This is a genomic window from Streptomyces aurantiacus JA 4570 (genome assembly GCF_000414115.1).
GTDB classification, from domain to species: domain Bacteria; phylum Actinomycetota; class Actinomycetes; order Streptomycetales; family Streptomycetaceae; genus Streptomyces; species Streptomyces aurantiacus_A.
The window spans coordinates 1-26,015 of record NZ_AOPZ01000007.1 but is presented as its reverse complement, the minus strand read 5'-3'; the positions used below and the strand labels follow the sequence as shown (position 1 = coordinate 26,015).

Below are 26,015 nucleotides of genomic sequence, written 5' to 3'. Positions count from 1 at the left end.
GAGCCCGTCAGCTCGGCGGCACGGCGTCGAGCCGCGCCAGCTCCGCCGGGCTCAGCTCGAGTCCGGCGGCCCGGGCCGAGTCCTGGATGGATGCCGGGCGGCTCGCTCCCGGCACCGGGATCATTGCCGGGGAGCGGGTGAGCAGCCATGCCAGGGCGATCTGCTGCGGGCTGACGCCGCGCTCGGCCGCGACGCGGTGGAAGGCGGTGCCCGCGGAGGTCGGGCCCGAGGGTCCGTCGAGGGAACTGCGGGCGATGCCGCCCAGCGGGCTCCAGGGCAGGAAGGCCAGGCCCAGCTCCGTACTCAGCCGCAGTTCGGGCTCGCTGCCGCGCACGGCGGGTGAGTACTGGTTCTGGACGGAGACGAGCCCGTCGCCGAGGATCGCGTGCGCCTCACGGATCCGGGCGGTGTCGACGTTGGAGATCCCGGCGGCGCGGATCGTGCCGGCGTCGAGCAGTTCGCGCAGCGCGCCGACGGAGTCGGCCCAGGGCACGGCCGGGTCCGGCTTGTGCAGTTGGTAGAGGCCGATGGCCTCGACGCCCAGTCGCTTCCGGGACGCCTCGGCCGCCCGCTTGAGGTGTGCGGGGGTGCCGGTGACCGTCCAGCTGCCGTCGCCGGGCCGTCCGCGGCCGCCCTTGGTGGCGACGAGGACGCCGGAGGTGTCGCCGCCGTAGCGGGCGAGGGCGCGGGCGACGAGGAGTTCGTTGTGACCCCTCTCGCCGGCGTGCCAGTGGTAGCTGTCGGCGGTGTCGATGAGCGTGACGCCCGCGTCGAGGGCGGCGTGGACGGTGGCGACGGCCCGCTCCTCGTCCGGTCGTCCCTCGATGGACAGCGGCATGGCGCCCAGGCCGACGGCGCTGACGGTGGTGTTCCCGATGGTGCGGTACTGCATGGCGGGGCAGCTCCTCAGGCGGCTTGGGCGGTGGAGGCGTCGAGGGCTTCGGCGACGGCGCCGGGCAGCCAGTCGGTGGTGCGGGAGAAGGCGAAGCCCAGGTCCTTCGCGCGGGCGTTGCTCATGGCGTAGTGCCGGTCGAAGGAGAAGGGCGAGGCCGCTTCTCCCGCGGCGACGGTCCGGTACACGGGTTCCCGGCCGGTCCGCGCCGCGATGACGGCGACCAGACCGCGTACGTCGAGCAGTTCGTCGGAGCACGCGTTCAGGGGCCCGGTGAATTCGGTGGCCACGGCCGCCCACAGCAGCAGGTCCGCCAGCTCTTCGTGGTGGATGAACACTGTGGGCAGTGCCCCGGCGTGCACGGCGATCTCCGCGCCCCGGCCGATGCGCCCGGTGTAGTGCGCCAGGCGGCCGGTGAACTCCCGCGCGCCGCCGCCGAGTACATGGGCGCTGCGCACGGAGGCGAAGGCGAACCCGCCCTCCCGGGTGAGGACGGCCTCCGCCTGGCGCTTGCCCTCGGCGTAGTGGGATTCCAGGTACGTCGCGTCGTGCCAGGGCAGGTCCATCCGGACCAGCCAGGCGGCGGGGTCCACGACGTCTTCCGGCACGGGGGTGCCGTGCGGGACGGCGGGCAGCGCGGCGGTCGCCGGGTCGTACACCTCGATCGTGGACGTCATGACGTACCGAGCCGTGCGGGCGCGGAAGGCGCGGGCGGCGATTGCGGCCTGCACGGGGGTGTAGCAGACCTGGTCGACGACCGCGTCGAAGGTGCGGGAGCCGAGGGCGGCGGTCAGGGCGGTCTCGTCGTCGCGGTCGGCGACGAGGTGCTCGACACCGGGCGGTGGCGGGGTGGAGCCGCGGTTGATCACCGTGACCTGGTGCCCGGCGGCCAACAGGCGCTGGACCAGGAGCTTTCCGACATACCGGCTGCCGCCGATGACGCAGATTCTTTGCATGCCCCCATCCTGGGGATCTAACGTCACCAGCAGAAGTGCACACTTACTGGCTGGGTATTAAGGAATACTGTTGATCGATGTGCAGCGCCTTCGCGTCCTGCGGGCAGTCGCGGAGCACGGCAGCTTCAACCAGGCGGCAGCGGCCCTCCACCTCACACCCTCGGCCGTCTCCCAGCACGTGGCAGCCCTGGAGCGCAGCCTCGGCGCCCAGGTCGTGGCGCGCAGCACACGCGGGGTCGCCCTCACCCAGGCCGGCCGGATCATGGTCCAGGCAGCCGAGTCGGTCACAGCGGAGCTCGCGCACGCACAACAGCAGGTCGACCAGCTCAGCACGGGCCGCTCGCAGCTCACCATCGCCACGTTCACCAGCGGCGGCAGGCTTCTGCTGCCCGGCGCCCTCGCCCGGCTGACGGCAGCCCATCCCGACACGGTGCTCCACGTCAGGGAGGGCGAGCCCGAAGTCAGCCTGCCTCTGGTCCGCCAGGGCGCGGTGGACCTCGCCCTCGCCTACCACTTCGACGGCCCGCTGCCCGGAAACGTGAGCCAGAACTCCGGCATGGAGTGGACCCCGCTCCTGGAAGACCCCTTGCACGTCGTGCTGCCCGAGGGCCATCGCCTGGCCGACCGCGCCGCGCTCGACATCGCCGAGCTGGCAGCCGAACCCTGGGTGCTCGGCTGCCACAAGACAGAGGCGTACCTGCTGCGCTACGCCGGGCGCGCCGGGTTCGATCCGCAGCTGCGCGGCACGACGACCGACTACTTCTTCGCGTGCTCGCTCGTCGCCGCGGGCATGGGGATCTCCCTGATCCCCTCCATCGCGCTGGCCCCGGAGGTGCCGGGCGTACGCACCGTCCCGGTCGAGGAGCCGGGTCCGACTCGGCACATCGGCATCGCCACGATCAGCCGCCGCCGCGACCACCCCCAGCTCGCGACCCTGATCAACGCCCTCCAGGAGCAGGCGTCAGCGGCGGGAAACCCACGGCGACGGACGGCGGCAGGCGGGCCGGACGCCTAGACCAGCGCGGCCCCGTCGGCCTTGAACGGGCCGCCGTGGCCAGGGACGATCAGGTCGGCGGCGGCCAGCACGCGACGCCGGGAGGCGCGCAGGACCTCGCGGTCCGGGGCCACGGGGTCGTCCGCCGGTCCGTCCGCGTGCCACCACAGGTCGCCCGCGAACGCCACCACGCCCGAGTCCGTGCCCGCCAGCAGCGTGATGTCCTCGGAGCTGTGCCCCGGGGTGCGGATCAGCCGTAGCGACGAGGTGAGTTCGTAGCCCTCCGCGTCCCGGTTCCGCCACTGGTCGCCCAGGTATTCCACCTTGTGGTCATGCACCCGGGCCCGTCCGAACAGGCCCACGTTCATGGTGTTGTCGGGGTGGTGGTGGCTGAGCACCACGTCGGTGATGTCGTCGGGCCCGAGCCCCAGTTCCGCGAGCGGGCCGAGGATGTGGTCGCGGGAGGCCACCATGCCCGGGTCGAAGATCATGTGGCGGCCGGCATCGGACACGTAGGAGACGGTGGCGGCGACCCCGGGGCCGGTGGAGCCGACGTAACCGGTGGTCAGGATCGTGTACTTGGCGCTGCGGCCGAGCGGTGCGTCTGTCATGCCCTCAGCTTTCCGGGTCGGCCGGGCGATCACGAGTGGCACTGATGCCACTGATCGCAGGTTTCGTGCCACACTCATGCCACACTGCCCTCGTGCCGCCCTTCCTGAACGTCGCCGCGTACGTCCCGCCCGGAGCCGGCATGCTCGCCGTCGGCGTCGTCACCGAGGTGTTCGCCCAGCACGGAGTGGGGTTGCCCGACTTCGACTTCGCCCTGTGCACCGACCGGCCCGGACCGGTCCCGTGCGGCCTGGATCGGCTGGCCTCCGCCGATCTGCTGATCGCCCTGCCAGGGACGGATTTCCGTACTCCGCCTGCTCCCGCCGTACTCGACGCGTTGACGGCCGCACACGAGCGGGGCTCGCTGGTCGCGGCCCACTGTGTCGGAACGTTCGCACTCGCCGCCGCCGGACTGCTCGACGGCCGCCGGGCGACCACCCACTGGCGGTTCGCCGAACTGCTGGCCCGCCGGCACCCTGCCGTCGCCGTCGAACCGGACGCCCTCTACATCGACGAAGGACGCGTCATCACGGGCGCGGGAGCCGCCGCGGGCTTCGACATGTGTCTCCACCTGCTCCGGCGGGAGTACGGCGCCGCGATGGCCAACGGCGTCGCCCGCGACATGGTGCTGCCCGCCCACCGCGACGGCGGACAGGCCCAGTACCTGGCGGCCCCGGTCCCCGAGGACCACCAGGACGAGCGCCTCGCCGAGGTGCTCGCCTGGGCCCGCGAGCACCTGCACGAACCGCTCCCCGTCGCGGAACTGGCCCGGCGCGCCATGATGAGCAAACGCTCCTTCGCCCGCCGCTTCACCGCCGCGACCGGCACCACCCCGCACGCCTGGCTCCGCGGCCTGCGGCTGAGCCGCGCCGAGGAGCTCCTGGAGACCACGGACCTGCCGGTCGAGGAGATCGCCCGCCGGGTCGGCTACGGGAGCGCCGCGGTACTGCGCGAACAGTTCGTGCGCCGCCGGGGAGTGCCGCCCCGCTCCTACCGCCGCTCCTTCACCAACGCGCCGTAGCGCCCATGCCCAGCACGCAGCGACAGCCGCGTACACACCATGGCCAAATGCGGACCTCGACCCACCAGACAAGTCCAGTCGATCCCAATTGGCCTTGGCAGCCAGGCATCGTGGCTCCCTAACGTCTCCCCCATGACCACACACCCGCGGACGCGACTCCGCATCGTCGACGCCTTCGCCGAGCGCCCCTTCACCGGCAATCCGGCCGGTGTCGTGCTTCTCGACGCCTTCCCGGACGACACCTGGCTCCAGCACGTGGCCACGGAGGTCAACCACGCCGAGACCGCCTTCGCCCACCCGCTGCCCGCCGGCGGCGACGCGGACTGGGCGCTGCGCTGGTTCACGCCCGCCACCGAGGTCGACCTGTGCGGCCACGCCACGCTGGCCACCGCGCACGTCCTGCACACCACCGGCGCCGCCGCCGGCCCCGTGCGCTTCGCCACCCGCGCCGGAGTGCTCGTCGCCACGGCCCACGACAACGGCGACCTCACCCTCGACTTCCCGACCGCCCCGCTCACCCCGGCCGAACTCCCGGCCGGCGCGGTCGAGGCCCTCGGCGCCCAGCCGCTCTCCGCCCACGACACGGGCCCGCACCTGGGCGACCTGCTGGTCGAGCTGCCCGACGAGAAGACGGTGCGCGCGCTCACGCCGGACCACCGGGCGCTCGCCCAGCACTCCGAGCGCGGCGTCATCGCGACCGCGCTCGCCGAAGACCCCAGCCGGGGCTACGACTTCGTCTCGCGCGGCTTCTTCCCGGGCGTCGGCATCGACGAGGACCCCGTGACCGGCAGCGCGCACACCGCGCTCGCCCCGTTCTGGACCGAGCGTCTCGGCCGCACCGACCTGACCGGCCTGCAGGCATCGCCCCGCTCCGGCCTCGTCCGCACGGACCTCCGCGGCGACCGCACCCTCCTGACCGGACGAGCCGTCACCGTCATCGAGGGCGACCTGCTGGCCTGACGGCGGCCGCACACGCTCGCGGGCGTCACGCCGTCGGCAGCCACCCCACCTTGCCCGCGAGCAGCGCGTAACCCACGAACGCCCCGATGTCCAACAGGGAATGGGCCACCACCAGCGGCCCGACCCGCCCCCACCGCCGGTACAGGAGCACGAAGACGACCCCCATCGCCATGTTGCCGACGAACCCGCCGACGCCCTGGTACAGGTGGTACGAGCCGCGCAGCACCGAACTCCCGGCCAGCGCCGCCATCGGCGTCCACCCCAACTGGTCCAGCCTGCGCAGCAGATAGCCGACGACGATCACCTCCTCGAGCACGGAGTTCTGCAGCGCGGAGAGCACGAGGACGGGGTACTTCCACCACACGTCGGGCAGGTCCTCCGGCACCACCGTGAGGTTGAAGCCGAGCCCGCGCGCCGCCAGATAGAAGGCGATACCGGTGGAGCCGATGCCCGCGGCCACCACCGCCCCCCGGCCGAGGTCCGGCCAGGGGCGGCTCCGGTCGAAGCCGATGGCCCGCAGCCCCGTACCCTCGCGCAGCAGGAAGTGCGCGACCAGCGCCACCGGCACCAGGGCGGTCGAGATACCGAACAGCTGCCACGCGAGATCGAGCCAGGGACGCCCCGGCGCGGCGGAGGAGTTGAGGGTCGCCGCCTGATCCTTCAGACCGCCCGGCCTGGTGACCGAGCCGATGAAGCTGATCAGCGCGGACACTCCGCTCGCGCCCAGCGAGAGCGCCAGGACGAGCAGTGTCTCGTCCCGCAAGAATCGTCGTGAGAGCCCCTCCTCAGGAAAAGAACCGGCCATTGGCCCCGGCTCCGCTTGCACTCCTGCCTCCAGTTGAGTAATCCCGCCTCATCCCCGTCCCCGTGCCGCTAGGGTCTCGAAAGAACTTACGAACCACGTGCGCGACAGGCCGAGGGGGACGGACGCCGACCGTGGCGGACCGGCCCCGGGAGGGGCAGCACCGCCATGGGACGTCACAGCTTGCCTGATGGGCACCGGACGGGAGCAGCCGACCCGCGACCACGCGGGCGCGGCCGCTCCGTCGCCCTCGCCACGGCGCTCGTGCTGAGCGTCGCGGCGGGCACGGCGGTCGCCGCCCGCGCCGGATTCCTGCCCTTCGGCGACGACTGCCGCGACGACGCGGTGCGCCTGGACGTCGTCGCCGCGCCCGCCGTGGCCCCCGCCCTGCGCGACGCCGCCGACCACGTACGCGAGAAGGACGTCACCTCCGACGGCCACTGCATGGACATCCGCGTCACCGCCCGGGAGCCGTACAAGGTCGCCGACGAGCTCCGCCTGGACGGCGCGAAACCGGCGTACGACGTGTGGGTGCCCGACTCCGGCCTGTGGGTGCAGCGCGCCGGGCTCGGCGGCGGCCGGACGGAGGTGTCGCCCGCGGGCAACATCGCCTCGTCGCCGATCGGCGTGGGCATGGTGAAGTCCGCCGCCGAGTCGCTGGGCTGGCCCCGGAAGACGTACACCTGGGCCGAGCTGGCGGGCGCGGCGACCGGCGGCGACAAGCTGCGCCTGGGCGCGGCCGACCCGGCGCGCAGCGCGAGCGGTCTGCTCGCCCTGACCAAACTCGGGGCCTCGGCGCGCGCGTCCGGCTCCAAAGATGCAGACACCCGGGCCGCCGCCACGGCCAAGGCGCTGTCGTCCCGCACGTCCGACAGCGACAGCCGGCTCCTGGACACACTGGCCCGCGACGCGTCCGGCACCGAGAGCGGCAACCCGCGCCGCAACCAGGCGCTGATCCTCTCCGAGCAGGCGTCGTTCGCGCACAACGCGGCGGAGGACGAGAAGCACGCCCTCGACCTCTTCTACCCCAAGGACGGCTCACCGGTCCTGGACTACCCGTACACGCTGATCCGCGAGAACGACCTCTCCACCGACCAGAGCCGGGCCGCGCTGCGGTTCATGACGCTGTTCAGCGACGACGCGGGGCGGCGCATCCTGCGGGAGCACGGCTTCCGTACGGACGGGTCGAAGCCGTCGGCGGCGCTCGTCACGGCGGCGGGCGGCCGCACCCCGCAGCCGTACACGCAGGAGCCGGGCGACACCCCCTCCGACAAGGAGGTGCAGGAGACCCTCGGCATGTGGACGATCACGGTGCAGAGCGCCCGGTTCATCACGGTCGTCGACGCGTCGGACTCCATGCGGCAGCTCGTGCCGGGGCGCGGCGAGTCCCGCATGGACGTCACGAAGTCCGCCCTGCTGCAGGCGCTCTCGGGCTTCACGGACGAGGACGAGATCGGCCTGTGGGAGTTCGCCACCCGCCTGGACGGCGCGCGCGACTACCGCGAGCTGGTGCCCACCGGCCGCCTCGGCGACCGCAGAGGCGACGGCACCCAGCGCGACCGGCTCACCCGGGCATTCGGCGCCCTGCGGCCCGTGCCGGGCGGGGCCACGGGTCTGTACGACACCACGCTGGCCGCGTACGAGAAGGCCCGCAAGGGCTATGTGAACGGCAGGTTCAACACCCTCGTCCTGCTCACCGACGGCGTGAACCAGGACCCGGGCAGCATCACGCGCACCGAACTCGTCTCCCGCCTGCGCGCCCTCGCCGACCCCGAGAAGCCGCTGCCGATCATCGCGATCGCGGTCGGCCCGGACGCCGACGAGCGGGAGGTCGACCAGATGGCCCGCGCCACGGGCGGCTCCGGCCACGAGGTCGACGACCCGGCGCAGATCCACTCGGTGATCCTCAAGGCGATCATGCAGGCGGGCACGCGACAGTGAGGGCGCGGGCCGGGCGCTTCGCTACCCCAGCGGCAGTGAGGGCGCGGGCCATCCGCCTCGACTACCCCAGCGGCAGCGCCGGTTCCGGCAGCCCCACCGGCCACATGTGCACCGGCTCTCCCGCGTGCATCAGCTCGCAGTAGCGCCGCGTGGTCGCCGCGAGCGCCGCGTCCCGCTCAAGGCCCCGCTCCAGGGCCCGGTGATAGGTGGCCGCCTGCCAGGAGGCGCCGTTGACCCGCCTGCGGCACCGCTCCTCGATCACGCCGAGGTACAGGTCCCGGTCGGCCGGCTCCACGCCCCACGCGTCGAGCCCGGCCGCGGCCAGCGGCAGCAGCTCTTCGCGTACGAGATCGACGGCCGCCACCTTCGTCATGCCGCCGTACCGCCCGCGCCGCGGCCACTCCAGGCGGGCCTCGATGCCGTAGCGGCAGGCGGTGTCGAAGTTGCGGGCCGCCGCGTCGAACGGCAGCCGCGACCACACCGGCCGCGTCTCCTCGGCGAGCGCCCGCACCACCCCGTAGTAGAAGGCGGCGTTGGCGATCACGTCGGTCACCGTGGGCCCCGCGGGCAGCACCCGGTTCTCCACGCGCAGATGCGGTACGCCCTCGGCGATGCCGTACACCGGACGGTTCCAGCGGTACACCGTGCCGTTGTGCAGGGCGAGTTCGGCGAGCTGCGGCACACCGCCGACGTCGAGCACGCGCTGCGGGTCCTCGTCCTCGCACAGCGGGATCAGGGCCGGGAAGTACCGCAGGTTCTCCTCGAAGAGCTCGTACGCGCTGGAGATCCACCGCTCCCCGAACCAGGTGCGCGGCCGCACCCCCTGCGCCTGGAGCTCGGGCGGCCGGGTGTCGGTGGACTGCAGGAACAGCGGCGGCCGGGACTCGCGCCACAGCTCACGGCCGAACAGGAACGGCGCGTTGGCGCCCACCGCGACCTGCGCGGCGGCGACGGCCTGCGCCGCGTTCCACACATCGGCGAACTTCCCCGGCGTGACCTGGAGGTGCAGCTGCACGGACGTGCACGCCGCCTCGGGCGCGATCGAGCCCGCCTCGGGCGCGATCGACCCGGACGTGCACGTCAGGCGCTCCACGCCCTCGATGTCGAGCGCGAAGCTCTCGCCGCGCGCCGCCACGATCTGTTCGTTGAGCAGCGCGTAGCGATCGACGGCGGAGAGGTTCGCGGAGACCAGGTCGTGGCGCGAGAGTGTCGGCAGAATACCGATCATCACGATGCCCGCGTCCACCTCGTTCGCTTTCCTGTGGGCATAGGCGAGGCCCGTGCGCAGCTCTTCGGCCAGCCGGTCGAGAACGCGCCCGCCCAAGCGGTGCGGGGCAATGTTCACTTCCAGATTGAACATTGCGAGCTCGGTCTGGAAATCACGGCTCGCGATGCGCTCGAGAACTTCCGCATTCATCATTCTCGGCATGCCGTCGGGCCCCGCCAGATTCAGCTCTATCTCCAGTCCCATCAGATTCTTGGGCCGGTCGAACCGCTGCTCCTCGAGGAGCCGGCCGAGCCCGTCCAGACACTGCCGGAGCTTGATCCGGTACTGGTGGCGATCGGACAGGTCGAACGTTCCTGCCACGACCTTCTCACCCATCGAAGCGTCCCTCCTCGGATGGGCCGCCGGCGGCCCGGCCGCTGTGTACGGGGGATGATGCCCAGCCGATGTGATCCATAACGCCCCGCGCGGGACCATCGACCGGTACCCTTGACGGAGTTGCCGCGCGGCACATTCGCCGGGCATGACTGAGCGGGCGGTTTCCGATGCTCCGGTTGTGGTGAAAAAAACCGACGAGAATCGGCCGACCGCGTTCACGGGAAATGCCGAGGTCACCACTCGGGATGCGATCCGGAATCGGGTGAAAACCCCCATGAGAACGACCGGATAGCGACTTGCCCGCCATATTCGAAGCGGCTAGCTGAAACACCCCCTGAACACACGTCGTATAAACTCCGCGGTTGAGGCAGAGAGTTGGCGCTCGCGGTCCCCCTGCCCCCGCCCCTCTGACCCAGAGCTGACAGCGCCGTCCGCACCTGCCCCCGCTCCACTGTGCCTGTCGAATGAGAGAGGCGACCCACCATGCCCCTGCATGTCCCCCCGGCTCCAGCGCCCGCCCTGCGCAGCGTCCTCACGGCCCTCGGTTCCCCGACCGCCGTCCGCGAGGCCCGCACCCCGACCCTGCGCGCCGCCCAGGGTCCCACGAGCCCCGAACTTCCGCTGCCCGTCCATGAGCTGGACCACGTCACGGCGGCAGGCACGTCCCCGACCAGGCTCACCGGCTGGCGCTTCCTGATCCGCTGCGGCGATCGCGCGGTGGCCGCGGCGGACACGATGCTCACCCCGGACGGCTGGGCCTTCTCGCACTTCTGCGAGGGCCCGTACATCACCTCCGCCGAGCTGGCTCTGCGCCATGCCGAGGCCATGCCCAAGGCATACCAGCCCCGACTCCTCTCCGTGCCCGAGCTCTACATGCTCACGCTGTGGCTGCACGCCGACTGCACCGACGACGGCGCGAGCGGCGCGCTCGCCCCCGGCGACCTCCTGGTGCCCCTCGCCCCGGCGCCTCCCGGCATCGCGGCCCACCGCCCGCACCGCGCCGCCGACCTGCTGCCCCTGCTCACCCACCGGCTGACCCCGGCCCCGCTCCTGGGCTCGCCCGCCTGACCCGGCGGCCCGCCCCGGCCACCCCGGCCACCCGCCGGCTTCCTCGTGCCCCGCCGCCCCGCCCGGGCCGCGGGGCACGACCATGCCCGACATGCCCGCCCCGCCCGACGCCTGACCGTGTCCGGCTCCGAGCAGGGCCATCCGGACTAGCCCACTTCGGCTACCTCGAACCACCCGAAGGGACAGGGGAGTTGGACTGAACCGTCCGGGCGGGTGATACGTCATTAAGCAGTAGGAACCGCTGCAGCAAAATCCCTGCGGAATCGCGCTCGTAGGGCAACACTGGACCGGACCGACGAAACGGGGGAGCGGCCATGACCAACACATCGAGCCGCGGAACAGACTTCACCACCATCACGACGCAGCGAAAGAACCCATCCATGTGCCAGCACCAGCCACCGTGCCCGACAGCCGAATCCGCCGACCGGGAAGCCGCGTTCCTCGTGGCGCACCACCCGGAGCAGGGCTGGAGCCTGCTGTGCAACGGCGTCCTCCTCTTCGAGGACACCGGTGAGCTGCTGCCGAACGGGGAGATCATCGCCCCGCACCGACCGCTGGGCACCAGCCAGGTGATGACGGCCGCCTGAGCCGTCCACCACGAATCGAAGGGCCGGCCCGGACGCACTGTCCGAACCGGCCCTGACTCATGTCCGCCGACACCTCACGCCGGGTGCCGGCGTCGCCCGTGCAGCCCGTGCATCAGTCCTCGTACGCATCCAGCGGCGGGCAGGAGCAGACCAGATTCCGGTCGCCGTACGCCTGGTCGATGCGGCGCACCGGCGGCCAGTACTTGTCGGCGGCCACCACACCGGCCGGGAAGACGGCCTCCTCGCGGCTGTAGCCGTGCTCCCAGTCGCCGCCGAGCGCGGCGGCGGTGTGCGGGGCGTTGCGCAGCGGGTTGTCGTCGGCGGACCAGGCGCCGCTCGCGACCTTCTCGATCTCGCCGCGGATGGCGATCATCGCCTCGCAGAAACGGTCCAGCTCGTCGAGGTCCTCGCTCTCCGTCGGCTCGATCATCAGCGTGCCGGCGACCGGGAAGGACATGGTCGGCGCGTGGAAGCCGTAGTCGATGAGGCGCTTGGCGATGTCGTCGACGCTGACGCCCGTGGCCTTGCTCAGCGGCCGCAGATCGATGATGCACTCGTGCGCGACCAGGCCGCCGGGGCCGGTGTAGAGCACCGGGTAGTGCGGCTCCAGGCGCTTGGCGATGTAGTTCGCCGAGAGCACGGCCACCTGCGTGGCGCGCTTGAGGCCCTCGCCGCCCATCAGGCGGACGTACGACCAGGAGATGGGCAGGATGCCCGCCGAGCCCCACGGCGCCGCGGAGATCGGGCCGACGCCCGTCTCGGGGCCCGCGGCGGGCTGCAGCGGGTGGTTGGGCAGGTACGGGGCGAGGTGCCCGCGCACGGCCACCGGGCCGACGCCGGGGCCACCGCCGCCGTGCGGGATGCAGAACGTCTTGTGCAGGTTCAGGTGCGAGACGTCGCCCCCGAAGTGGCCGGGCTTGGCGAGGCCCACCAGGGCGTTGAGGTTGGCGCCGTCGACGTACACCTGGCCGCCCGCGTCGTGCACCTGCGCGCAGATGTCGGCGACGTGCTCCTCGAAGACGCCGTGCGTGGAGGGGTACGTGATCATCAGGACGGCGAGCTGCTCGCGGTACTGCTCGATCTTGGCGCGCAGGTCCTCGACGTCGATCTCGCCGTCGTCCGCGGTCTTCACGACCACGACCTTCATGCCGGCCATCACGGCGCTGGCGGCGTTGGTGCCGTGCGCGGAGGACGGGATCAGGCACACGGTGCGCTGGTCGTCGCCGTTGGCGCGGTGGTAGCCGCGCACCGCGAGCAGCCCGGCGAGCTCGCCCTGCGAACCGGCGTTGGGCTGCAGCGACACCTTGTCGTAGCCGGTGACCTCGGCGAGCCGCTCCTCCAGCTCACGGATCAGCGTCAGATAGCCCTGCGCCTGCTCGGCGGGCGCGAAGGGGTGCAGGGCGCCGAACTCCGGCCAGGTGACCGGCTCCATCTCCGTGGTGGCGTTGAGCTTCATGGTGCAGGAGCCCAGCGGGATCATGCCGCGGTCGAGCGCGTAGTCACGGTCGGCGAGCCGGCGCAGGTAGCGCAGCATCGCGGTCTCGGAGCGGTGCTGGTGGAAGACGGGGTGCGCCAGGAACGCGTCGGAGCGCCGCAGCCCGGCGGGCAGGGTGTCCGCGACGGACGCGTCGAGCGCCTCGACGTCGGCCTCGACCCCGAACGCCGTCCACAGTGCGGCCAGTTGCGCCCGCGTCGTGGTCTCGTCGCACGCGAACGACACCTGGTCGGCGTCGACGAGGTGGATGTTGACGCCGCCCTCGCGGGCCGCGGTGACGATGTCGGCGGCCTTGCCCGGCACGCGGACGGTCAGCGTGTCGAAGTACGCCTCGTGCACGACCTCGACGCCCCCGGCCTTGAGGCCCGCGGCGAGGATCGTGGCGTACCGGTGGGTGCGCCGGGCGATCGCCTTGAGCCCCTCGGGCCCGTGGTAGACGGCGTACATCCCGGCCATGACGGCGAGCAGCACCTGCGCGGTACAGATGTTGCTGGTCGCCTTCTCGCGGCGGATGTGCTGCTCGCGGGTCTGCAGCGCGAGCCGGTACGCCTTGTTGCCGTCGGCGTCGACGGACACGCCCACGAGCCGGCCGGGCAGGCTGCGGGCGAACTTCTCACGCACCGCCATGTAGCCGGCGTGCGGCCCGCCGAAGCCCATCGGGACACCGAAGCGCTGCGTGGTGCCGACGGCGATGTCCGCGCCGAGCTCGCCGGGCGAGGTGAGCAGCGTGAGCGCAAGGAGGTCGGCGGCGACAGAAACGATTGCTCCGAGCTCGTGCGCCCGGTCGATGAGCGGCTTGATGTCGCGCACGGCTCCGGAGGCGCCCGGGTACTGCAGCAGCACGCCGACCACACCGCGCTCGGCGATGTCGGCCGGGATGCCGTCGCTCAGGTCCGCGACGACGACCTCGACACCGGTCGGCTCGGCGCGGGTCTGGATCACGGCGATGGTCTGCGGCAGTACGTCGGCGTCGATGAGGTAGACACCGTCCTTGACCTTGCCCATGCGCCGGGAGAGGGCCATGGCCTCGGCGGCGGCGGTGCCCTCGTCGAGCAGCGAGGCACCGGAGGTGGGCAGTCCGGTGAGGTCGGCGACGACGGTCTGGAAGTTCAGGAGCGCTTCGAGGCGGCCCTGCGAGATCTCCGGCTGGTAGGGCGTGTACGCCGTGTACCACGCCGGGTTCTCCATCACGTTCCGCAGGATCACGGGCGGCGTGAACGTCCCGTAGTACCCGAGCCCGATCATCGAGTCGAGCACCTGGTTGCGGTCGGCGAGGGAGCGCAGCTCGGCGAGCACCTCGGCCTCGGTCCGGGCGCCGGGCAGCTCCAGGGCGTCGGCGTTCTTGATCACATCCGGCACCGCGGCGGCCGTGAGCTCGTCGAGGGAGCCGTACCCGACCTGGGCGAGCATCTTGGCGCGGGCTTCTGCATCGGGTCCGATGTGCCGCTGTTCGAAGGGGATGCCCTGCTCGAGCTGCGAGAGCGGAGTACGAGGGGTGGCGGTCATTGCGGAGGCCTCCTGGTCTGACACGACCTGCGAGGGGCACCACGGCGCGGGTACCCGGACGGCCTCCCCCTCTGTCATCTCAACCTGAGAGCTTCACAGCTCCGCCCTGGGGGCAGCACTGCTTTCACCGTCGGTGAGGAAGGGTTCCGAACGTGCCCGCCCGACGCCCGCCCTGCTTTCCAGAGTGACCTCGTCCGTGCGGTACAGGGGCCTGAGAGATTCCGGGGAGGAGTTGCTCCTTCGGCGCCTCCGGCGTTTCCACCGAAGAGCTCTCCCGCACGGGGTCAACAGCCGCTTGCCAGCCTACCAGCGAGGACCCCGCCCGATCCCTCGAGTGGCCGCCTGCCCCGATGTGCTCTTTCGTAGTCATTACGAGCGAAATCTGGATGAGCTGGACGAGTATGCGACGGCTTGCGACCAGTTGGAGGGCCCGTGCAGACCGATATCGATCCGCGCAACCTGATCGGCCGCAAGGCGTTCGACCGCAACGGAGCCAAGATCGGCACGATCGACGAGGTCTATCTCGACGACGCCACCGGCGCCCCGGAGTGGGCCGCGATACGGACGGGCCTGTTCAGCAGGGATGCCTTCGTGCCCTTGGAGCCTAGCGAGCTGGTCAAGGACGGCAGCCTGCGGGTCCCTTTCGACCGGTCTCTGATCAAGGACGCCCCCGACTTCGGCGTCGGCCGCCATCTGTCTCCGGAGCAAGAGCTCCAGCTCTACCGCCACTACGGCCTGGATCTGGCCCCGCCGCCCCCGCCTCCGGATGTGGACTTCGGGCATACGGCCAATTCTTCTGACGCTTGAGCGGGGGCCGACTGGTACGCAAGTGACGGCCGAGGCGTCCTCCGGCGGAGGGTCGGATTGCTTGCCTGGGCGAGACATGCGGCCGAGACCCCGTGCTGATGGCTGCCCTGAGGCGCTGCCTGCTGGGTGACTGCCACATCTGCTGCCTTGCGCCGCTGGGGCTTGCACCGTCGCCGTGCCTCACAACCACCCACGGGCCGGGCCCCAGCGCCCCAGGAGCTCTGCCTCAGGACTCCATGGGATGCCCCCTGAGACCGCTGCACGCCCTCCGATGCGCCCCTCAGCCGCGCTCCCCCTGCCGCCTCCCTCCGGCCGCCTCCACGCGAGGCACGCCGGGCTCTCCACGGCCGACGCCCACCGCCGCGCCGGCCACGCCCTGCTCCACCCCGGGTGAGACGTCCTCCACGGCTGCCGCGCCCTCCACTACCGCCACGGCCGCCACCAACGGCACCGGCTCCGACGGCTCAAGCTCCGGATCATCCGTACGGAACGTCCGCACCCGCCCCGGAGCCGACCCCGGCGTCTCGAACCGCACGGTCACCCGCCCCAGGCCACTCCCCTGCACCCAGCCCGCCCCGAACACCGCGTGCCGCACGTCATGCCCCGCATGCCACCGGCGCTCAGCCGACGAGACGGCCTCCTCACTCCCGGCCTCGCCCCCGCCCGCCCTCTCGTCACCGACGCCCTCCACCGGCGCCCCGCCGCCGTCCTCTGCGGCTCCAGGCGCCATATCCGCCCGGGCCCCCGCGTCCGCCTCGGAGGCAGCTTGCGCCTGCGCGTCAGCCTCCGCGGCGGCCTCGGCGGCGGCCTGCGCCTGGGCCTGCGCGAACAGATCTTCCTGCGTGTAGTCGGCCAGCCCGCTGACCCCCACGCCCAGCAGCCGCACCCCACCCGTCGTGTCCACGGACTCGAGCAGCCGCGCGGCCGCCTCCCGCACCACCCCTGGGTCGTCCGTGGGGCCCCGCAGCGTCTCGGACCGCGTCAGCGTCGAGAAGTCGAACCGCCGCACCTTCAGCACGATCGTCCGCCCGGAGTGCCCCGCGGCCCGCAGCCGCTGCACACACCGGTCGGCAAGGCGCGCCACCTCCATCCGGACCCGCACCCGGTCGTGGATGTCCACGTCGTACGTGTCCTCGACGCTCACCGACTTGGTGTCCCGCTCGGCCACCACGGGCCGCTCGTCCCGGGCCAGCGCCATCGCGTGCAGCGCCCCTCCGTGGGCCTTGCCGAGGAGGCGTACCAGCTCGTCCTCGCCGGCCTCGGCGATCTCCTCGACGGTCGTGATCCCGGCCCGCCGCAGGTGGTCCCCGGTCGCGGGCCCCACCCCGGGCAGCGTCCGCACCGACATGGGCCCGAGCAGCTCCCGCTCCGTGCCGGGTCTTATGAGCTCCAGGCCGTCCGGTTTGGCCTGCTCGGAGGCGATCTTCGCCAGCATCTTGGACGCGGCGAGGCCCACCGACCCGCTCAGCCCCGTGACCCGCAGGATGTCCGCCCGCAGTCGCTCCCCCACGGCCCGCGCCGACGCCTCGTCCGACGCGACGCCGCCCGCCTCCAGGTCCACGAATGCCTCATCCAGGCTCAGCGGCTCCACCAGCGGCGACAGCTCCCGCAGCAGCCGCATCACCTGCTCGCTGATCTCCCGGTAGAACGAGAACCGCGGCACCAGATACGCGGCGTTCGGCGCAAGGCGTCGCGCCTGCCCCATGGGCATCGCCGAATGCACCCCGAACCGGCGCGCCTCGTAGGACGCGGTGGCCACCACGCCGCGCGGCCCGAGCCCGCCGACGATCACGGCCTTTCCGCGCAGGCTCGGCTTCGCCGCCTGCTCGGCGGACGCGTAGAAGGCATCCATGTCGAGATGCAGAATCGTCGGCGCGGTTCTCACATCTCCGATGCTGCCCTACGCCACTGACAATCCCCCCGCCGTGACCGGCCGGCCCACCGCCGTGCGGTCTCAGACGGCCCGGTTGCGCCGTCTCGCGAGCTCGTCCGCGGGATGGTTCCCCACCAGGGTCTCCCCCGTGTCGACCCGCTCCCCGTGAAGCTGCGACAACGCGGCCTCCACGTCGCGCCAGACAACACCCACGGCGATCCCGAAGACGCCCTGCCCGCCCTGGAGCAGATCGTGCACCTCGCTGGGCGAGGTGCATTCGTAGACCGTCGCTCCGTCGCTCATCAGCGTCGTCCGCTCAAGATCACGGAAACCGCTGTCCCGCAGGTGCTGAACCGTGGTGCGGATGTTCTGCAGCGAGACCCCCGTGTCGAGGAACCGCTTCACGATCTTCAGAACGACCACGTCACGGAAGCTGTAGAGCCGCTGGGTGCCGGAACCGCCGGCCGCGCGCACGCTCGGCTCGACGAGCCCGGTCCGCGCCCAGTAGTCCAACTGGCGGTACGTAATGCCCGCGGCGGCGCACGCCGTGGGCCCCCGATATCCGACCCGGTCCTGCTCGGGGCCCTCCGCCTGACCTTCCGGTCCGGAGGTACCACCGGGCACTGCCACCGGGCGCTTCGGAGAGTGATCGGCCGAGCTGCTGTGAAGCGGGTACGGACCGCCCACCGCTGTGCCGTCGCCGCTGCTTCTCACGCCGACCTCCGTCCTTGACCTGCCTCCTCGACGGTAGGCAGTCACCAGGGGCTCGTCAACGAACGCCACACTCGGCACGCCGAGTGATAATCACCCTGCGAGTGGTTTCCCCTCCCATGCTGCGGGGAAAGGCTAGCCGAATGATCCGGGGACGGCCTCCCGGAAGGGGCTCACCGGCTGAACGACGGCGAGCACTGGCTGCCGGCTGACGGCCGACGGCGGCTCACTGGCTGCGGCTCACTGACTGTTGGTGCCGAAGTCCTCGGGCGAGATCTGGTCGAGGAACTCGCGGAACTTCTCCACCTCGTCCTCCTGCTCGTCCGGAATGGCGATCCCGGCGTCATCGAGCACCCCGTCGCTGCCGAAGATCGGGGTTCCCGTGCGCAGCGCCAGCGCTATGGCGTCGGAGGGACGTGCGCTCACCTCGACCCCGCTGGCGAAGACCAGCTCGGCGTAGAACACGCCTTCCCGCAGGTCGGTGATGCGCACTTCGGTGAGCTCCTGGCCCACGGCCTCCAGCACGTCCTTGAAAAGGTCGTGCGTCAGCGGCCGTGCGGGCGCCATGCCCTGCTGTGCGAAGGCGATGGCGGTCGCCTCCCCTGGTCCGATCCAGATGGGGAGGTACCGGTCGCCTCCCACTTCACGCAGGAGCACGATCGGCTGGTTGGAGGGCATTTCGACCCGGACACCTACGACGTCGAGCTCGTTCACACAGCAACCCTAGGACGTGCCCGGCAGGTTTGGGTAGTCGGGCACCGATCGAGTCAGCGCACCCGGACGCCGAGGGCACTGTGCACGAGCGCCGCATGCAGCCTGCCCGTGAGCCCCGCGAGCTCCCGCGTTCGGGCCTCCGCGTGGGTCCTGGTCTGCGGATTGCGGTGCCTGCGCAGCGGCGCGACGACCTGGTCGACGAGACCTGCCTCCCGGTCGGCCGCCGCTTTCATGGCGCGCAGATGGCGGGGTTCGATACCGAATCGGCCGAGTTCGACCACGAGCGCGGCGACCGTCACCGCGTCCGCGTCGTAGCTGCCGTCCGCCAGGGGTGTGACCAGGCCGTACGTCTCCCACTCGGCGAGCTGGCGCTCATCGGCCTCGGCCGCGGCCAGCAGGGCGTCCCGCCCCAGCCGCGCGGCCGTGCGCTCCTCGTCGGCCTCGGCCGGCTCGCCGTCGGCCGCCGACTCGGTCTGCTGCGCGGGCAGGGGCAGGGCGGGATCCTCCCCGCCCTGTGGGGCGTCGAGCTGCTCGCGGATCACCTTGAGCGGCAGGTAGTGGTCGCGCTGCATCCGCAGGACGTGGGCGAGCCGCTCCACGTCCTCCGGACTGAACTTGCGATAGCCGGACGGCGTGCGCTGCGGCTCGATGAGCCCCTCGGACTCCAAGAACCTGATCTTGGAGATCGTGACCTCGGGAAACTCGTCACTCAGCACGTTCAGCACGGTGCCGATGCTCATCAGCCGATGGTCCGCAGCGGCGGTGCCGCTCCCGGCACCGCCCCTCGGTGTGTGCAGCATGGACCTTCCTGACGGGTCAGATGCCCCGCTGGCTCGCGTAGAAGACCAGCCGGTACTTGCCGATCTGCACCTCGTCGCCGTTGGACAGGGCGACGGAGTCGATCCGCTCCCTGTTCACGTACGTACCGTTGAGGCTGCCCACGTCGGCGACGGTGAAGGAGCCGTCCGCGAGGCGACGGAACTCCACGTGGCGGCGCGACACGGTCACGTCGTCCAGGAAGATGTCGCTCTGCGGGTGGCGTCCCGCCGTCGTCAGTTCGCCGTCCAGGAGGAAGCGGCTGCCCGAGTTCGGGCCGCGCCGCACCACAAGGAGCGCCGAGCCGAGCGGCAGCGCGTCGACGGCCGCCTGGGCCTCGGGAGAGAGCGCCGGAGACGGCGTCTGCCCCGTGACCTCGGCGTCGTACGCCTCAAGACCGGAGATGGAGATCGTCGAAGTGGTTTCGGACGGACGCTCGGCGACCGCTCCGGCCCGCAGCGGCGCACCGCAGTTGGAACAGAAGCGGCTTGCCTGCGCGTTGCGGTTCCCGCACCTCGTACACACCAGGGCCGACATGGACGGATCCTCCTGCCGCGGCTGCCCCGCTGGGGCATGGGACGCGTACGGGTCGGGCGTAAACCCTCCACCCGTACTTGAGGTTGACGGTTCCCCGAAACCTATGCGTCCGGAAGTAGCAGGGTCAACAGATGACGCGCCCTGTCCGCCCGAAATGTCTCCACCGACCTGGTCCCGGAACAGGGGGCGCTCGCCCACCTGTGTCTCGGGCACGTCTCCAGCGCGCGGCGCACGATGACGTGCGTCCTCACGTGCGCTCTTGCCGAACAACTTCGCAAACAACTTCACGGGCGATTCCCCTTGACCGAAACAGACCCGCCCGTGGGGCAGGACGAACCCTGATTGCACACACCCTCGTACGGCGGCACCACGGACATCCTCACAACGTCCGCGGCCGCAAAACAGTTTCCACCACGCACCCCGTCTACGGTGCGCCGACCCCCCGCAACCTCATGCCCTGGACCCGCGGCCCCCATGCGCCCCCGCCTCACTGGGAGGACGACCGAGCGTAGTCAGGCCGCTTCGCCGGTCGCAAGGCATCCACGACGATCTTCTCCGTACGTGCGACAGTGACCGTGGCCTGCTCCTTCTCCAGAGTCTGCACCACTCCGCCGGGGATGTTCAGCGCCGGTTCCAGGTCCTGCGGCTTGCCGATGACCTTGAAGCGGTAGGGCGCGGCGACCTTCCGGCCGTCCACGCGCACACCACCGCCCGTCGCATCCGACAGGTGGGTGCCGGCCACCACCCTGACGTCATTGACCTGGATGGCCTCCGCGCCGGCGGCGCGCCGCGCCGGCGGCGCGCAGCTCCTGGATGGCGTCGAGCAGCATGTCAGCCTCCACCGTCCCCTTCTTGTCGTCGATCGTCAGCGTGATGCCAGGACCTTGCGCCGCCACGGTGCCCGCGAGAATGCCGAGTTGCCGTTCCCTCTCGACCGTCTGCTTGCGGGCCTCCTCGGCCTGGTCCGAGCTGCTCTCGAGACCGGTGCGCTGGTCCTCCAGACGCCGCTTCTCATCTTCCAGACGCTGAGTACGGTCATCCAGTTCATCGAGGATGCGTACGAGATCTTCTTGCCGTGCGCCGCGCAGCGCGCTGCTGTCGTTGGTGGACCGCACCTGGATGGCGAGTCCGAGGCCGAGCACGAACAGCAGCAGGGCGACGATGAGTTGGGCGCGGGTCAGGCGCGGTGGCCACAGTCCCTTCACGAGCCGCTGACGGCCGGTCAGGGACTTGCCCTTGCCCGGCCCGGCCTGTGCACCACTCTGCTCCGTCTGTGGCCCGCCCTGCTCGGTCTGTGCCGCCCCGTCGTCGGACGCGGGGGGCGGCACCGGGACCTCGGCGGGCAGTTCCCTGCGCCGGCCGTCGTCGGGCGTGTTGTCCCCATCGCCGGGGTTCCTGGGATTCGTGGGGTCCATGGGGCTCATCGCCGTCACGCCCGGAAGACGTGGCGGCGGATCGCCGCGGCGTTGGAGAAGATCCGGATGCCGAGGACCACGACGACGCCCGTGGAGAGCTGGGCGCCCACGCCGAGCTTGTCGCCGAGGAAGACGATCAGCGCGGCCACGACCACGTTCGACAGGAACGACACCACGAAGACCTTGTCGTCGAAGATGCCGTCGAGCATCGCGCGCAGACCGCCGAACACCGCGTCGAGCGCGGCCACCACAGCGATCGGAAGATACGGCTCGACCACCGCAGGAACCTCGGGCCGAACCAGCAATCCGGCCACGACTCCCACGACGAGGCCCAGTACGGCGATCACGTTGTGCCCTTTCCTGCCTTCGGCTCTGCTGTACGTACGGTCACACTGGGCGCGGCCGGCAGCCGGACGTCGTCCACCGGGGAGATGCTGGTCCGGATGCCGAAGTTCTCGTGCAGGGCGTGCAGATACTGACCGTCGCGGCTGTTCTGGAACCTGGTGCTCAGCTTCTGGCCGTCGCCCACCGCGAGCACCGTATACGGCGGCACCAGCGGCTTGTTGTCGACCAGTATCGCGTCACCGGCCGCCCTGATCGCCGACAGCGCGGTGAGCCGCTGGTCGTTGATCGCGACGGCTTCGGCGCCCGACTCCCACAGGCCGTTCACGACCCGCTGCATGTCGCGGTCGCGCACCCGGCCGGTGTCGGAGAACCCCGAGCTCTCCCGGGGGCCGCCACCGCCCTGGTCGGCTTCCTTCTTGTCGTCGACCACGAGCTTCACGCCGGGCCCGTGCACTTCCGTGGCGCCGGAGAGCAGCGACACCAACTCGGCCTGGCTGCCGCCGTGTTTCTTGAGGGCCGCCCGCTGCCGCGCGCTCACGTCGTCACGCAGGTCGTCGACCTCGTCCTCGAGCTTGTCCGCGTCCGCGGTGGCCGACTCGACCCGGTCGATCAGTTCCGAGCGCTCCTTGGCGAGGACCGGGGCCTCGACGCGCGCCTGGGCCGCGCCCACGGTCACCACGAGCGCGGCGAGCACCAGACCGGCCGCGAGCCCCAGCTTGGCCCGCAACGGCTTCGGGACGCCACCTGTGCCGGTTTCCCTCTTGCGGGCGGCGGCTTCCGCGTACCCCTCGTCGAGGCTGTGGTCCATGACGGTGGTGAGCAGCGACATGGAGGCGTCCGGGCGCCTGGGGCGCGAGACGGTGCTCCGAACGGGGGGCTGCTGCGGCATGCCGCACATCGTCGCACGTCGCGGGCGCTACCTCCGAATGGCCCCACCGGCGTGCCGGACAGCGCCACTTACGGGTGCTGTCCGGCACATTTGCGCCATCAGTGCCCGGCGCTGTCCACGACGGCCGCCCACTCGTCGAGCAGCGCCTGGGCCGACGCGTCGTCCGGTCCTTCCGCCCACAGGTGCGTCACGGCCTCGGCCGGGTCGGGCAGCACGAGCACCCACCGCCCGTCGGCCTCCACGACCCGCACGCCGTCCGTCGTGTCCACGGACCGGTCGCCGGCGGCTTCCACGACACGCCGCATCACCAGGCCCTTGACGGCCCACGGCGTGGCGAGGTCGCGCCGCTGGACGTGCGCCCGCGGAATCCGGGCGTCGATCTGGCTCAGCGTGAGCTGCGTACGCGCCACCAGTCCGATGAGCCTTACGAAGGCCGCCGTACCGTCGAACACGCTGCTGAACTCCGGCACGATGAACCCGCCACGCCCGTCCCCGCCGAAGATCGTCGAATCGCCGCGTCCCACCCGGGTCAGATCGTCCGGCGACGTGGTCGTCCAGTCCACCTGTGTGCCGTGGTACGCGGCGACCTGCTCGGCAATCCGTGTCGTCGTCACCGGCAGCGCGACCCGCCCGCTGCGCCGCTCCGCCGCCACCAGGTCCAGCATGACCAGCAGGGCCCGGTCGTCCTCGACGATCCGCCCCTTCTCGTCGACGAGCGACAGGCGCTCACCCACCGGGTCGAAGCGCACTCCGAAGGCCGCTCGCGCCGACGCCACGATCTCCCCGAGCCGCATCAGCCCCGACCGGCGCGCGTCGGCCGACTCGGTGGGCCGCGACTCGTCGAGCCCGGGGTTGATCGTCAGCGCGTCGACCCCGAGCTTCCCGAGGAGGCTGGGCAGTACGAGCCCGGCACTGCCGTTGGACGCGTCGACGACGACCTTGAGCTCCGACTCGGCGATCCCCGTCGTGTCGACGTTCCGCAGCAACGACCCGGTGTAGGAGTCGAAGACGCTGGACGGGAAGTGCAGGTCTCCGATCTCCCCGGGGAAGGCGCGCCGGTACTCCTGCCGCGCGTACACCCGGTCGAGCTTGCGCTGGCTCGCCTGCGAGAGGTCCGCTCCGTTCCCGTCGAAGAACATGATGTCGACGGAGTCGGGCACCCCCGTCGTCGTACGGATCATGATGCCGCCGGCACTGCCGCGCGCCGTCTGCTGCCGCGCGACGGGCAGCGGCACGTTCTCCAGATCGCGTACGTCGATGGCGCTGGCCTGCAACGCGGAGATCACCGCTCGCTTGAGTGCTCGCGCGCCACGGGAGTGGTCACGTGCCGTGGTGACGGTGGAGCCCTTCTTCAGCGTCGTCGCGTACGCACCGGCAAGGCGCACGGCGAGTTCGGGGGTGATCTCCACGTTCAGGATGCCGGAGACACCGCGTGCTCCGAAGAGGTGCGCCTGCCCGCGGGACTCCCAGATGACCGAGGTGTTGACGAAGGCGCCGGCCTCGATGGTCTTGAACGGATAGACCCGCACATTGCCCTGGACGATCGATTCTTCGCCCACCAGGCACTCGTCACCGATGACAGCGCCGTCCTCGATGCGGGCGGCCCGCATGATGTCGGTGTTCTTGCCGACGACGCAGCCCCGCAGATTGCTGTGCTGCCCGATGTAGACGTTGTCGTGAACAACCGCCTTGTGCAGGAAGGCCCCGCTCTTCACGACCACGTTCGAGCCCACGACGGTGTGTTCACGGATCTCGACATCCGCTTCGATCTTGGCGTAGTCACCGACGAACAGCGGTCCGCGGAGGACGGCGTCGGGGTGCACTTCGGCGCCTTCGGCGACCCACACGCCGGGCGAGATCTCGAAGCCGTCGAGCTCGACGTCGACCTTGCCTTCCAGTACGTCTGCCTGGGCCTTCACATAGCTCTCGTGGGTGCCGACGTCCTCCCAGTAGCCCTCGGCGACGTACCCGTAGACGGGCTTGCCTTCCTTCATGAGCTGCGGGAAGACGTCGCCCGACCAGTCGACGGACACATCGGCCTCGACGTAGTCGAAGACCTCGGGTTCCATGACGTAGATGCCGGTGTTCACCGTGTCGGAGAAGACCTGGCCCCAGGTCGGCTTCTCCAGGAAGCGCTCGACCTTGCCTTCTTCATCGACGATGGTGATACCGAATTCCAACGGGTTGGGAACGCGTGTCAGACAGACGGTGACAAGCGCGCCCTTCTCCTTGTGAAAGCGGATCAGGTCTGTGAGGTCGAAGTCGGTCAGAGCGTCACCGGAGATGACGAGAAAGGCATCGTCCTTCAGGGCCTCTTCGGCGTTCTTCACGCTGCCCGCGGTGCCGAGTGGCTTCTCCTCATTGGCATAGGTGAGCTCCATACCGAGCTCTTCACCGTCGCCGAAATAGTTCTTGACCAGTGACGCCAGGAACTGGACTGTCACTACGGTCTCGGTGAGCCCATGCCTCTTCAGCAGGCGCAGCACGTGCTCCATGATCGGCCGGTTGGCCACCGGCAGGAGCGGTTTGGGCATGCTGGAGGTCATGGGGCGCAGACGCGTGCCTTCGCCCCCGGCCATAACGACGGCCTTCATGTCGGAAACGTCCTCCTTGATAGACGACGATCTAGCCGACTCAGCCCGCCTGGATTGGCCCGTTCAGTCAGTTACGGGCCTTCGAGCCTCAACAGCCGCCATATCGGCAGGCTCAATCGGCCTTGGCATCCGCCTTGACAAGTCGGCGGACCTGAACCACGTAGAGGATCCCTGCCCACCAGTACAGAGTTGTACCCCATCCGGCGAACGCCCATCCGAAAATAGCAGCGAGTGTATGGATCCAGCCACTTCCGTCACTGAGCAGAAGCAGCGGAAATGCGTACATCAGGTTGAACGTGGCGGCCTTGCCGAGGAAGTTCACCTGCGGCGGCGGATACCCGTGGCGACGGAGGATCCAGACCATCACCAGCAGAACCAGCTCGCGCAGCAGCAGCACCGCGGTCAGCCAGAGGGGAAGAATCTCCCGCCAGGTGAGGCCGACGAGCGTCGAGAGGATATAGAGCCGGTCGGCCGCCGGGTCCAGGATCCGGCCGAGACTGCTGATCTGGTTCCACCGCCGGGCCAGCTTGCCGTCGAGGTAGTCGCTGACTCCGCTCAGCGCGAGCACGAGCAACGCCCAGCCGTCGCTCTTGGGCCCGCCGAACTCTGGCCTGAGGATGAGCCACAGGAAGAGGGGCACGCCGACGAGGCGCGCCATGCTGAGGATGTTCGGGATGGTGAGGACCCGGTCCGTCTGGACGCGGGTCTCCTGGACCTCCACCCGGGGGCCTCCTGTGTGGAACGAGCCAATGATGCCCCCTGACCTTACCGTCAGTTGTCAGACGGCTGTGCAGAGGGGTGGCCGGCGTCAGAAAAACAAAAAAGCCGTATTCCCCGGACTTCTGTCCGGGGAACACGGCTTTATCAAATTTAGTTCGGC

22 protein-coding genes, 1 pseudogene and 1 riboswitch are annotated in these 26,015 nt (G+C 70.8%); of the genes and pseudogenes, 7 read left to right on the top strand and 16 right to left on the bottom strand.

Annotated elements, in window-relative coordinates:
* Positions 1 to 7: 7 nt before the first annotated feature.
* Together STRAU_RS00740 and STRAU_RS00735 are read right to left on the bottom strand one after the other, a co-directional pair.
* Complete coding sequence (locus STRAU_RS00740; protein WP_016638281.1) at positions 8 to 892, bottom strand: aldo/keto reductase; 885 nt, start codon at positions 890 to 892, stop codon at positions 8 to 10.
* A gap of 14 nt (positions 893 to 906) precedes the next feature.
* Positions 907 to 1,848, bottom strand: coding sequence for an NAD-dependent epimerase/dehydratase family protein (locus STRAU_RS00735; RefSeq protein ID WP_016638280.1), 942 nt, complete (start codon positions 1,846 to 1,848; stop codon positions 907 to 909).
* Positions 1,849 to 1,918: 70 nt separating this feature from the next.
* On the opposite strand from STRAU_RS00735, the gene STRAU_RS00730 reads away from it, so the two are divergent.
* On the top strand, positions 1,919 to 2,863 hold the full coding sequence (locus STRAU_RS00730; protein ID WP_016638279.1) for a LysR family transcriptional regulator: 945 nt from the start codon (positions 1,919 to 1,921) through the stop codon (positions 2,861 to 2,863).
* On the opposite strand, the gene STRAU_RS00725 is transcribed toward STRAU_RS00730, so the two are convergent.
* Complete coding sequence (locus tag STRAU_RS00725) at positions 2,860 to 3,453, bottom strand: MBL fold metallo-hydrolase (RefSeq protein WP_037656844.1); 594 nt, start codon at positions 3,451 to 3,453, stop codon at positions 2,860 to 2,862. The two genes, STRAU_RS00730 and STRAU_RS00725, sit on opposite strands and share 4 nt — an antisense overlap.
* 140 nt (positions 3,454 to 3,593) lie before the next feature.
* Here STRAU_RS00725 and STRAU_RS00720 point away from each other — a divergent pair, with 140 nt between their 5' ends.
* A complete protein-coding gene (locus tag STRAU_RS00720) occupies positions 3,594 to 4,472 on the top strand; it encodes a GlxA family transcriptional regulator (protein ID WP_052028904.1) in 879 nt (292 codons plus the stop codon).
* A 132-nt stretch (positions 4,473 to 4,604) separates the two neighbouring features.
* The gene (locus STRAU_RS00715) at positions 4,605 to 5,432 is read left to right on the top strand and encodes a PhzF family phenazine biosynthesis protein (RefSeq protein ID WP_016638276.1); all 828 of its coding nucleotides are present in this window, start codon (positions 4,605 to 4,607) and stop codon (positions 5,430 to 5,432) included.
* A gap of 25 nt (positions 5,433 to 5,457) precedes the next feature.
* Here the strand turns inward: STRAU_RS00715 and STRAU_RS00710 are convergent, their stop codons facing one another.
* A complete protein-coding gene (locus STRAU_RS00710) occupies positions 5,458 to 6,258 on the bottom strand; it encodes a CPBP family intramembrane glutamic endopeptidase (protein ID WP_037656842.1) in 801 nt (266 codons plus the stop codon).
* 144 nt (positions 6,259 to 6,402) lie between these two features.
* Here STRAU_RS00710 and STRAU_RS00705 point away from each other — a divergent pair, with 144 nt between their 5' ends.
* Positions 6,403 to 8,175, top strand: a complete 1,773-nt coding sequence (locus STRAU_RS00705; protein WP_037656838.1) for a substrate-binding domain-containing protein — start codon at positions 6,403 to 6,405, stop codon at positions 8,173 to 8,175.
* Positions 8,176 to 8,236: 61 nt separating this feature from the next.
* On the opposite strand, the gene STRAU_RS00700 is transcribed toward STRAU_RS00705, so the two are convergent.
* On the bottom strand, positions 8,237 to 9,778 hold the full coding sequence (locus STRAU_RS00700; RefSeq protein WP_016638273.1) for a glutamate-cysteine ligase family protein: 1,542 nt from the start codon (positions 9,776 to 9,778) through the stop codon (positions 8,237 to 8,239).
* Between the two features lie 483 nt (positions 9,779 to 10,261).
* Here STRAU_RS00700 and STRAU_RS00695 point away from each other — a divergent pair, with 483 nt between their 5' ends.
* Both STRAU_RS00695 and STRAU_RS00690 read left to right on the top strand, forming a co-directional pair.
* Positions 10,262 to 10,846 (top strand): hypothetical protein, encoded by a 585-nt coding sequence (locus tag STRAU_RS00695; protein ID WP_016638272.1) that lies wholly within the window; start codon positions 10,262 to 10,264, stop codon positions 10,844 to 10,846.
* A gap of 380 nt (positions 10,847 to 11,226) precedes the next feature.
* Positions 11,227 to 11,433, top strand: a complete 207-nt coding sequence (locus STRAU_RS00690) for a DUF5999 family protein (RefSeq protein WP_037656835.1) — start codon at positions 11,227 to 11,229, stop codon at positions 11,431 to 11,433.
* Positions 11,434 to 11,545: 112 nt separating this feature from the next.
* On the opposite strand, the gene gcvP is transcribed toward STRAU_RS00690, so the two are convergent.
* Positions 11,546 to 14,434, bottom strand: a complete 2,889-nt coding sequence (gcvP, locus tag STRAU_RS00685) for an aminomethyl-transferring glycine dehydrogenase (RefSeq protein WP_016638270.1) — start codon at positions 14,432 to 14,434, stop codon at positions 11,546 to 11,548.
* A gap of 189 nt (positions 14,435 to 14,623) precedes the next feature.
* Positions 14,624 to 14,721: riboswitch (glycine riboswitch) on the bottom strand.
* Positions 14,722 to 14,866: 145 nt separating this feature from the next.
* Here gcvP and STRAU_RS00680 point away from each other — a divergent pair.
* Positions 14,867 to 15,241 carry a PRC-barrel domain-containing protein gene (locus STRAU_RS00680; protein ID WP_016638269.1) on the top strand — a complete coding sequence of 125 codons (375 nt, stop codon included), beginning with the start codon at positions 14,867 to 14,869 and terminating at the stop codon, positions 15,239 to 15,241.
* A gap of 280 nt (positions 15,242 to 15,521) precedes the next feature.
* Here the strand turns inward: STRAU_RS00680 and STRAU_RS00675 are convergent, their stop codons facing one another.
* The 10 genes and pseudogenes from STRAU_RS00675 to STRAU_RS00630 all read right to left on the bottom strand — a co-directional run bounded on the left by STRAU_RS00675 (position 15,522) and on the right by STRAU_RS00630 (position 25,856).
* The gene (locus tag STRAU_RS00675; protein WP_016638268.1) at positions 15,522 to 17,126 is read right to left on the bottom strand and encodes a DNA polymerase IV; all 1,605 of its coding nucleotides are present in this window, start codon (positions 17,124 to 17,126) and stop codon (positions 15,522 to 15,524) included.
* A 69-nt stretch (positions 17,127 to 17,195) separates the two neighbouring features.
* On the bottom strand, positions 17,196 to 17,828 hold the full coding sequence (locus STRAU_RS00670) for a MerR family transcriptional regulator (protein ID WP_037656833.1): 633 nt from the start codon (positions 17,826 to 17,828) through the stop codon (positions 17,196 to 17,198).
* A gap of 237 nt (positions 17,829 to 18,065) precedes the next feature.
* A complete protein-coding gene (locus STRAU_RS00665) occupies positions 18,066 to 18,539 on the bottom strand; it encodes a bifunctional nuclease family protein (protein ID WP_005475662.1) in 474 nt (157 codons plus the stop codon).
* Between the two features lie 53 nt (positions 18,540 to 18,592).
* Positions 18,593 to 19,339 carry a transcriptional regulator FtsR gene (gene ftsR / locus STRAU_RS00660; RefSeq protein ID WP_016638266.1) on the bottom strand — a complete coding sequence of 249 codons (747 nt, stop codon included), beginning with the start codon at positions 19,337 to 19,339 and terminating at the stop codon, positions 18,593 to 18,595.
* 16 nt (positions 19,340 to 19,355) lie between these two features.
* The gene (locus STRAU_RS39775; RefSeq protein WP_078620872.1) at positions 19,356 to 20,297 is read right to left on the bottom strand and encodes an FHA domain-containing protein; all 942 of its coding nucleotides are present in this window, start codon (positions 20,295 to 20,297) and stop codon (positions 19,356 to 19,358) included.
* Positions 20,298 to 20,379: 82 nt separating this feature from the next.
* Positions 20,380 to 21,316: pseudogene (locus STRAU_RS00650) on the bottom strand (DUF881 domain-containing protein).
* A 5-nt stretch (positions 21,317 to 21,321) separates the two neighbouring features.
* Positions 21,322 to 21,654, bottom strand: a complete 333-nt coding sequence (locus STRAU_RS00645; protein ID WP_003988855.1) for a small basic family protein — start codon at positions 21,652 to 21,654, stop codon at positions 21,322 to 21,324.
* Positions 21,651 to 22,550: a DUF881 domain-containing protein gene (locus STRAU_RS00640; protein ID WP_078620870.1), complete on the bottom strand. Its 900-nt coding sequence runs from the start codon at positions 22,548 to 22,550 to the stop codon at positions 21,651 to 21,653. The genes STRAU_RS00645 and STRAU_RS00640 overlap by 4 nt, the downstream gene beginning before the upstream one ends.
* Positions 22,551 to 22,639: 89 nt before the next feature.
* Entirely contained in the window at positions 22,640 to 25,135 is a 2,496-nt protein-coding gene (locus tag STRAU_RS00635; protein ID WP_037656830.1) for a mannose-1-phosphate guanyltransferase, read from the bottom strand.
* Between the two features lie 112 nt (positions 25,136 to 25,247).
* On the bottom strand, positions 25,248 to 25,856 hold the full coding sequence (locus STRAU_RS00630; protein WP_016638260.1) for a cardiolipin synthase ClsA: 609 nt from the start codon (positions 25,854 to 25,856) through the stop codon (positions 25,248 to 25,250).
* Positions 25,857 to 26,015: the final 159 nt, after the last annotated feature.

Coding starts and splice junctions, on each gene's coding strand:
- STRAU_RS00720 (WP_052028904.1), top strand. CDS start 3,594: ATGCTCGCCGTCGGCGTCGTCACCGAGGTGTTCGCCCAGCACGGAGTG.
- STRAU_RS00700 (WP_016638273.1), bottom strand. CDS start 9,778: ATGGGTGAGAAGGTCGTGGCAGGAACGTTCGACCTGTCCGATCGCCAC.
- STRAU_RS00735 (WP_016638280.1), bottom strand. CDS start 1,848: ATGCAAAGAATCTGCGTCATCGGCGGCAGCCGGTATGTCGGAAAGCTC.
- STRAU_RS00695 (WP_016638272.1), top strand. CDS start 10,262: ATGCCCCTGCATGTCCCCCCGGCTCCAGCGCCCGCCCTGCGCAGCGTC.
- STRAU_RS00690 (WP_037656835.1), top strand. CDS start 11,227: ATGTGCCAGCACCAGCCACCGTGCCCGACAGCCGAATCCGCCGACCGG.
- STRAU_RS00640 (WP_078620870.1), bottom strand. CDS start 22,550: ATGTGCGGCATGCCGCAGCAGCCCCCCGTTCGGAGCACCGTCTCGCGC.
- STRAU_RS00635 (WP_037656830.1), bottom strand. CDS start 25,135: ATGAAGGCCGTCGTTATGGCCGGGGGCGAAGGCACGCGTCTGCGCCCC.
- STRAU_RS00705 (WP_037656838.1), top strand. CDS start 6,403: ATGGGACGTCACAGCTTGCCTGATGGGCACCGGACGGGAGCAGCCGAC.
- ftsR (WP_016638266.1), bottom strand. CDS start 19,339: ATGCTGCACACACCGAGGGGCGGTGCCGGGAGCGGCACCGCCGCTGCG.
- STRAU_RS00715 (WP_016638276.1), top strand. CDS start 4,605: ATGACCACACACCCGCGGACGCGACTCCGCATCGTCGACGCCTTCGCC.
- STRAU_RS00725 (WP_037656844.1), bottom strand. CDS start 3,453: ATGACAGACGCACCGCTCGGCCGCAGCGCCAAGTACACGATCCTGACC.
- gcvP (WP_016638270.1), bottom strand. CDS start 14,434: ATGACCGCCACCCCTCGTACTCCGCTCTCGCAGCTCGAGCAGGGCATC.
- STRAU_RS00740 (WP_016638281.1), bottom strand. CDS start 892: ATGCAGTACCGCACCATCGGGAACACCACCGTCAGCGCCGTCGGCCTG.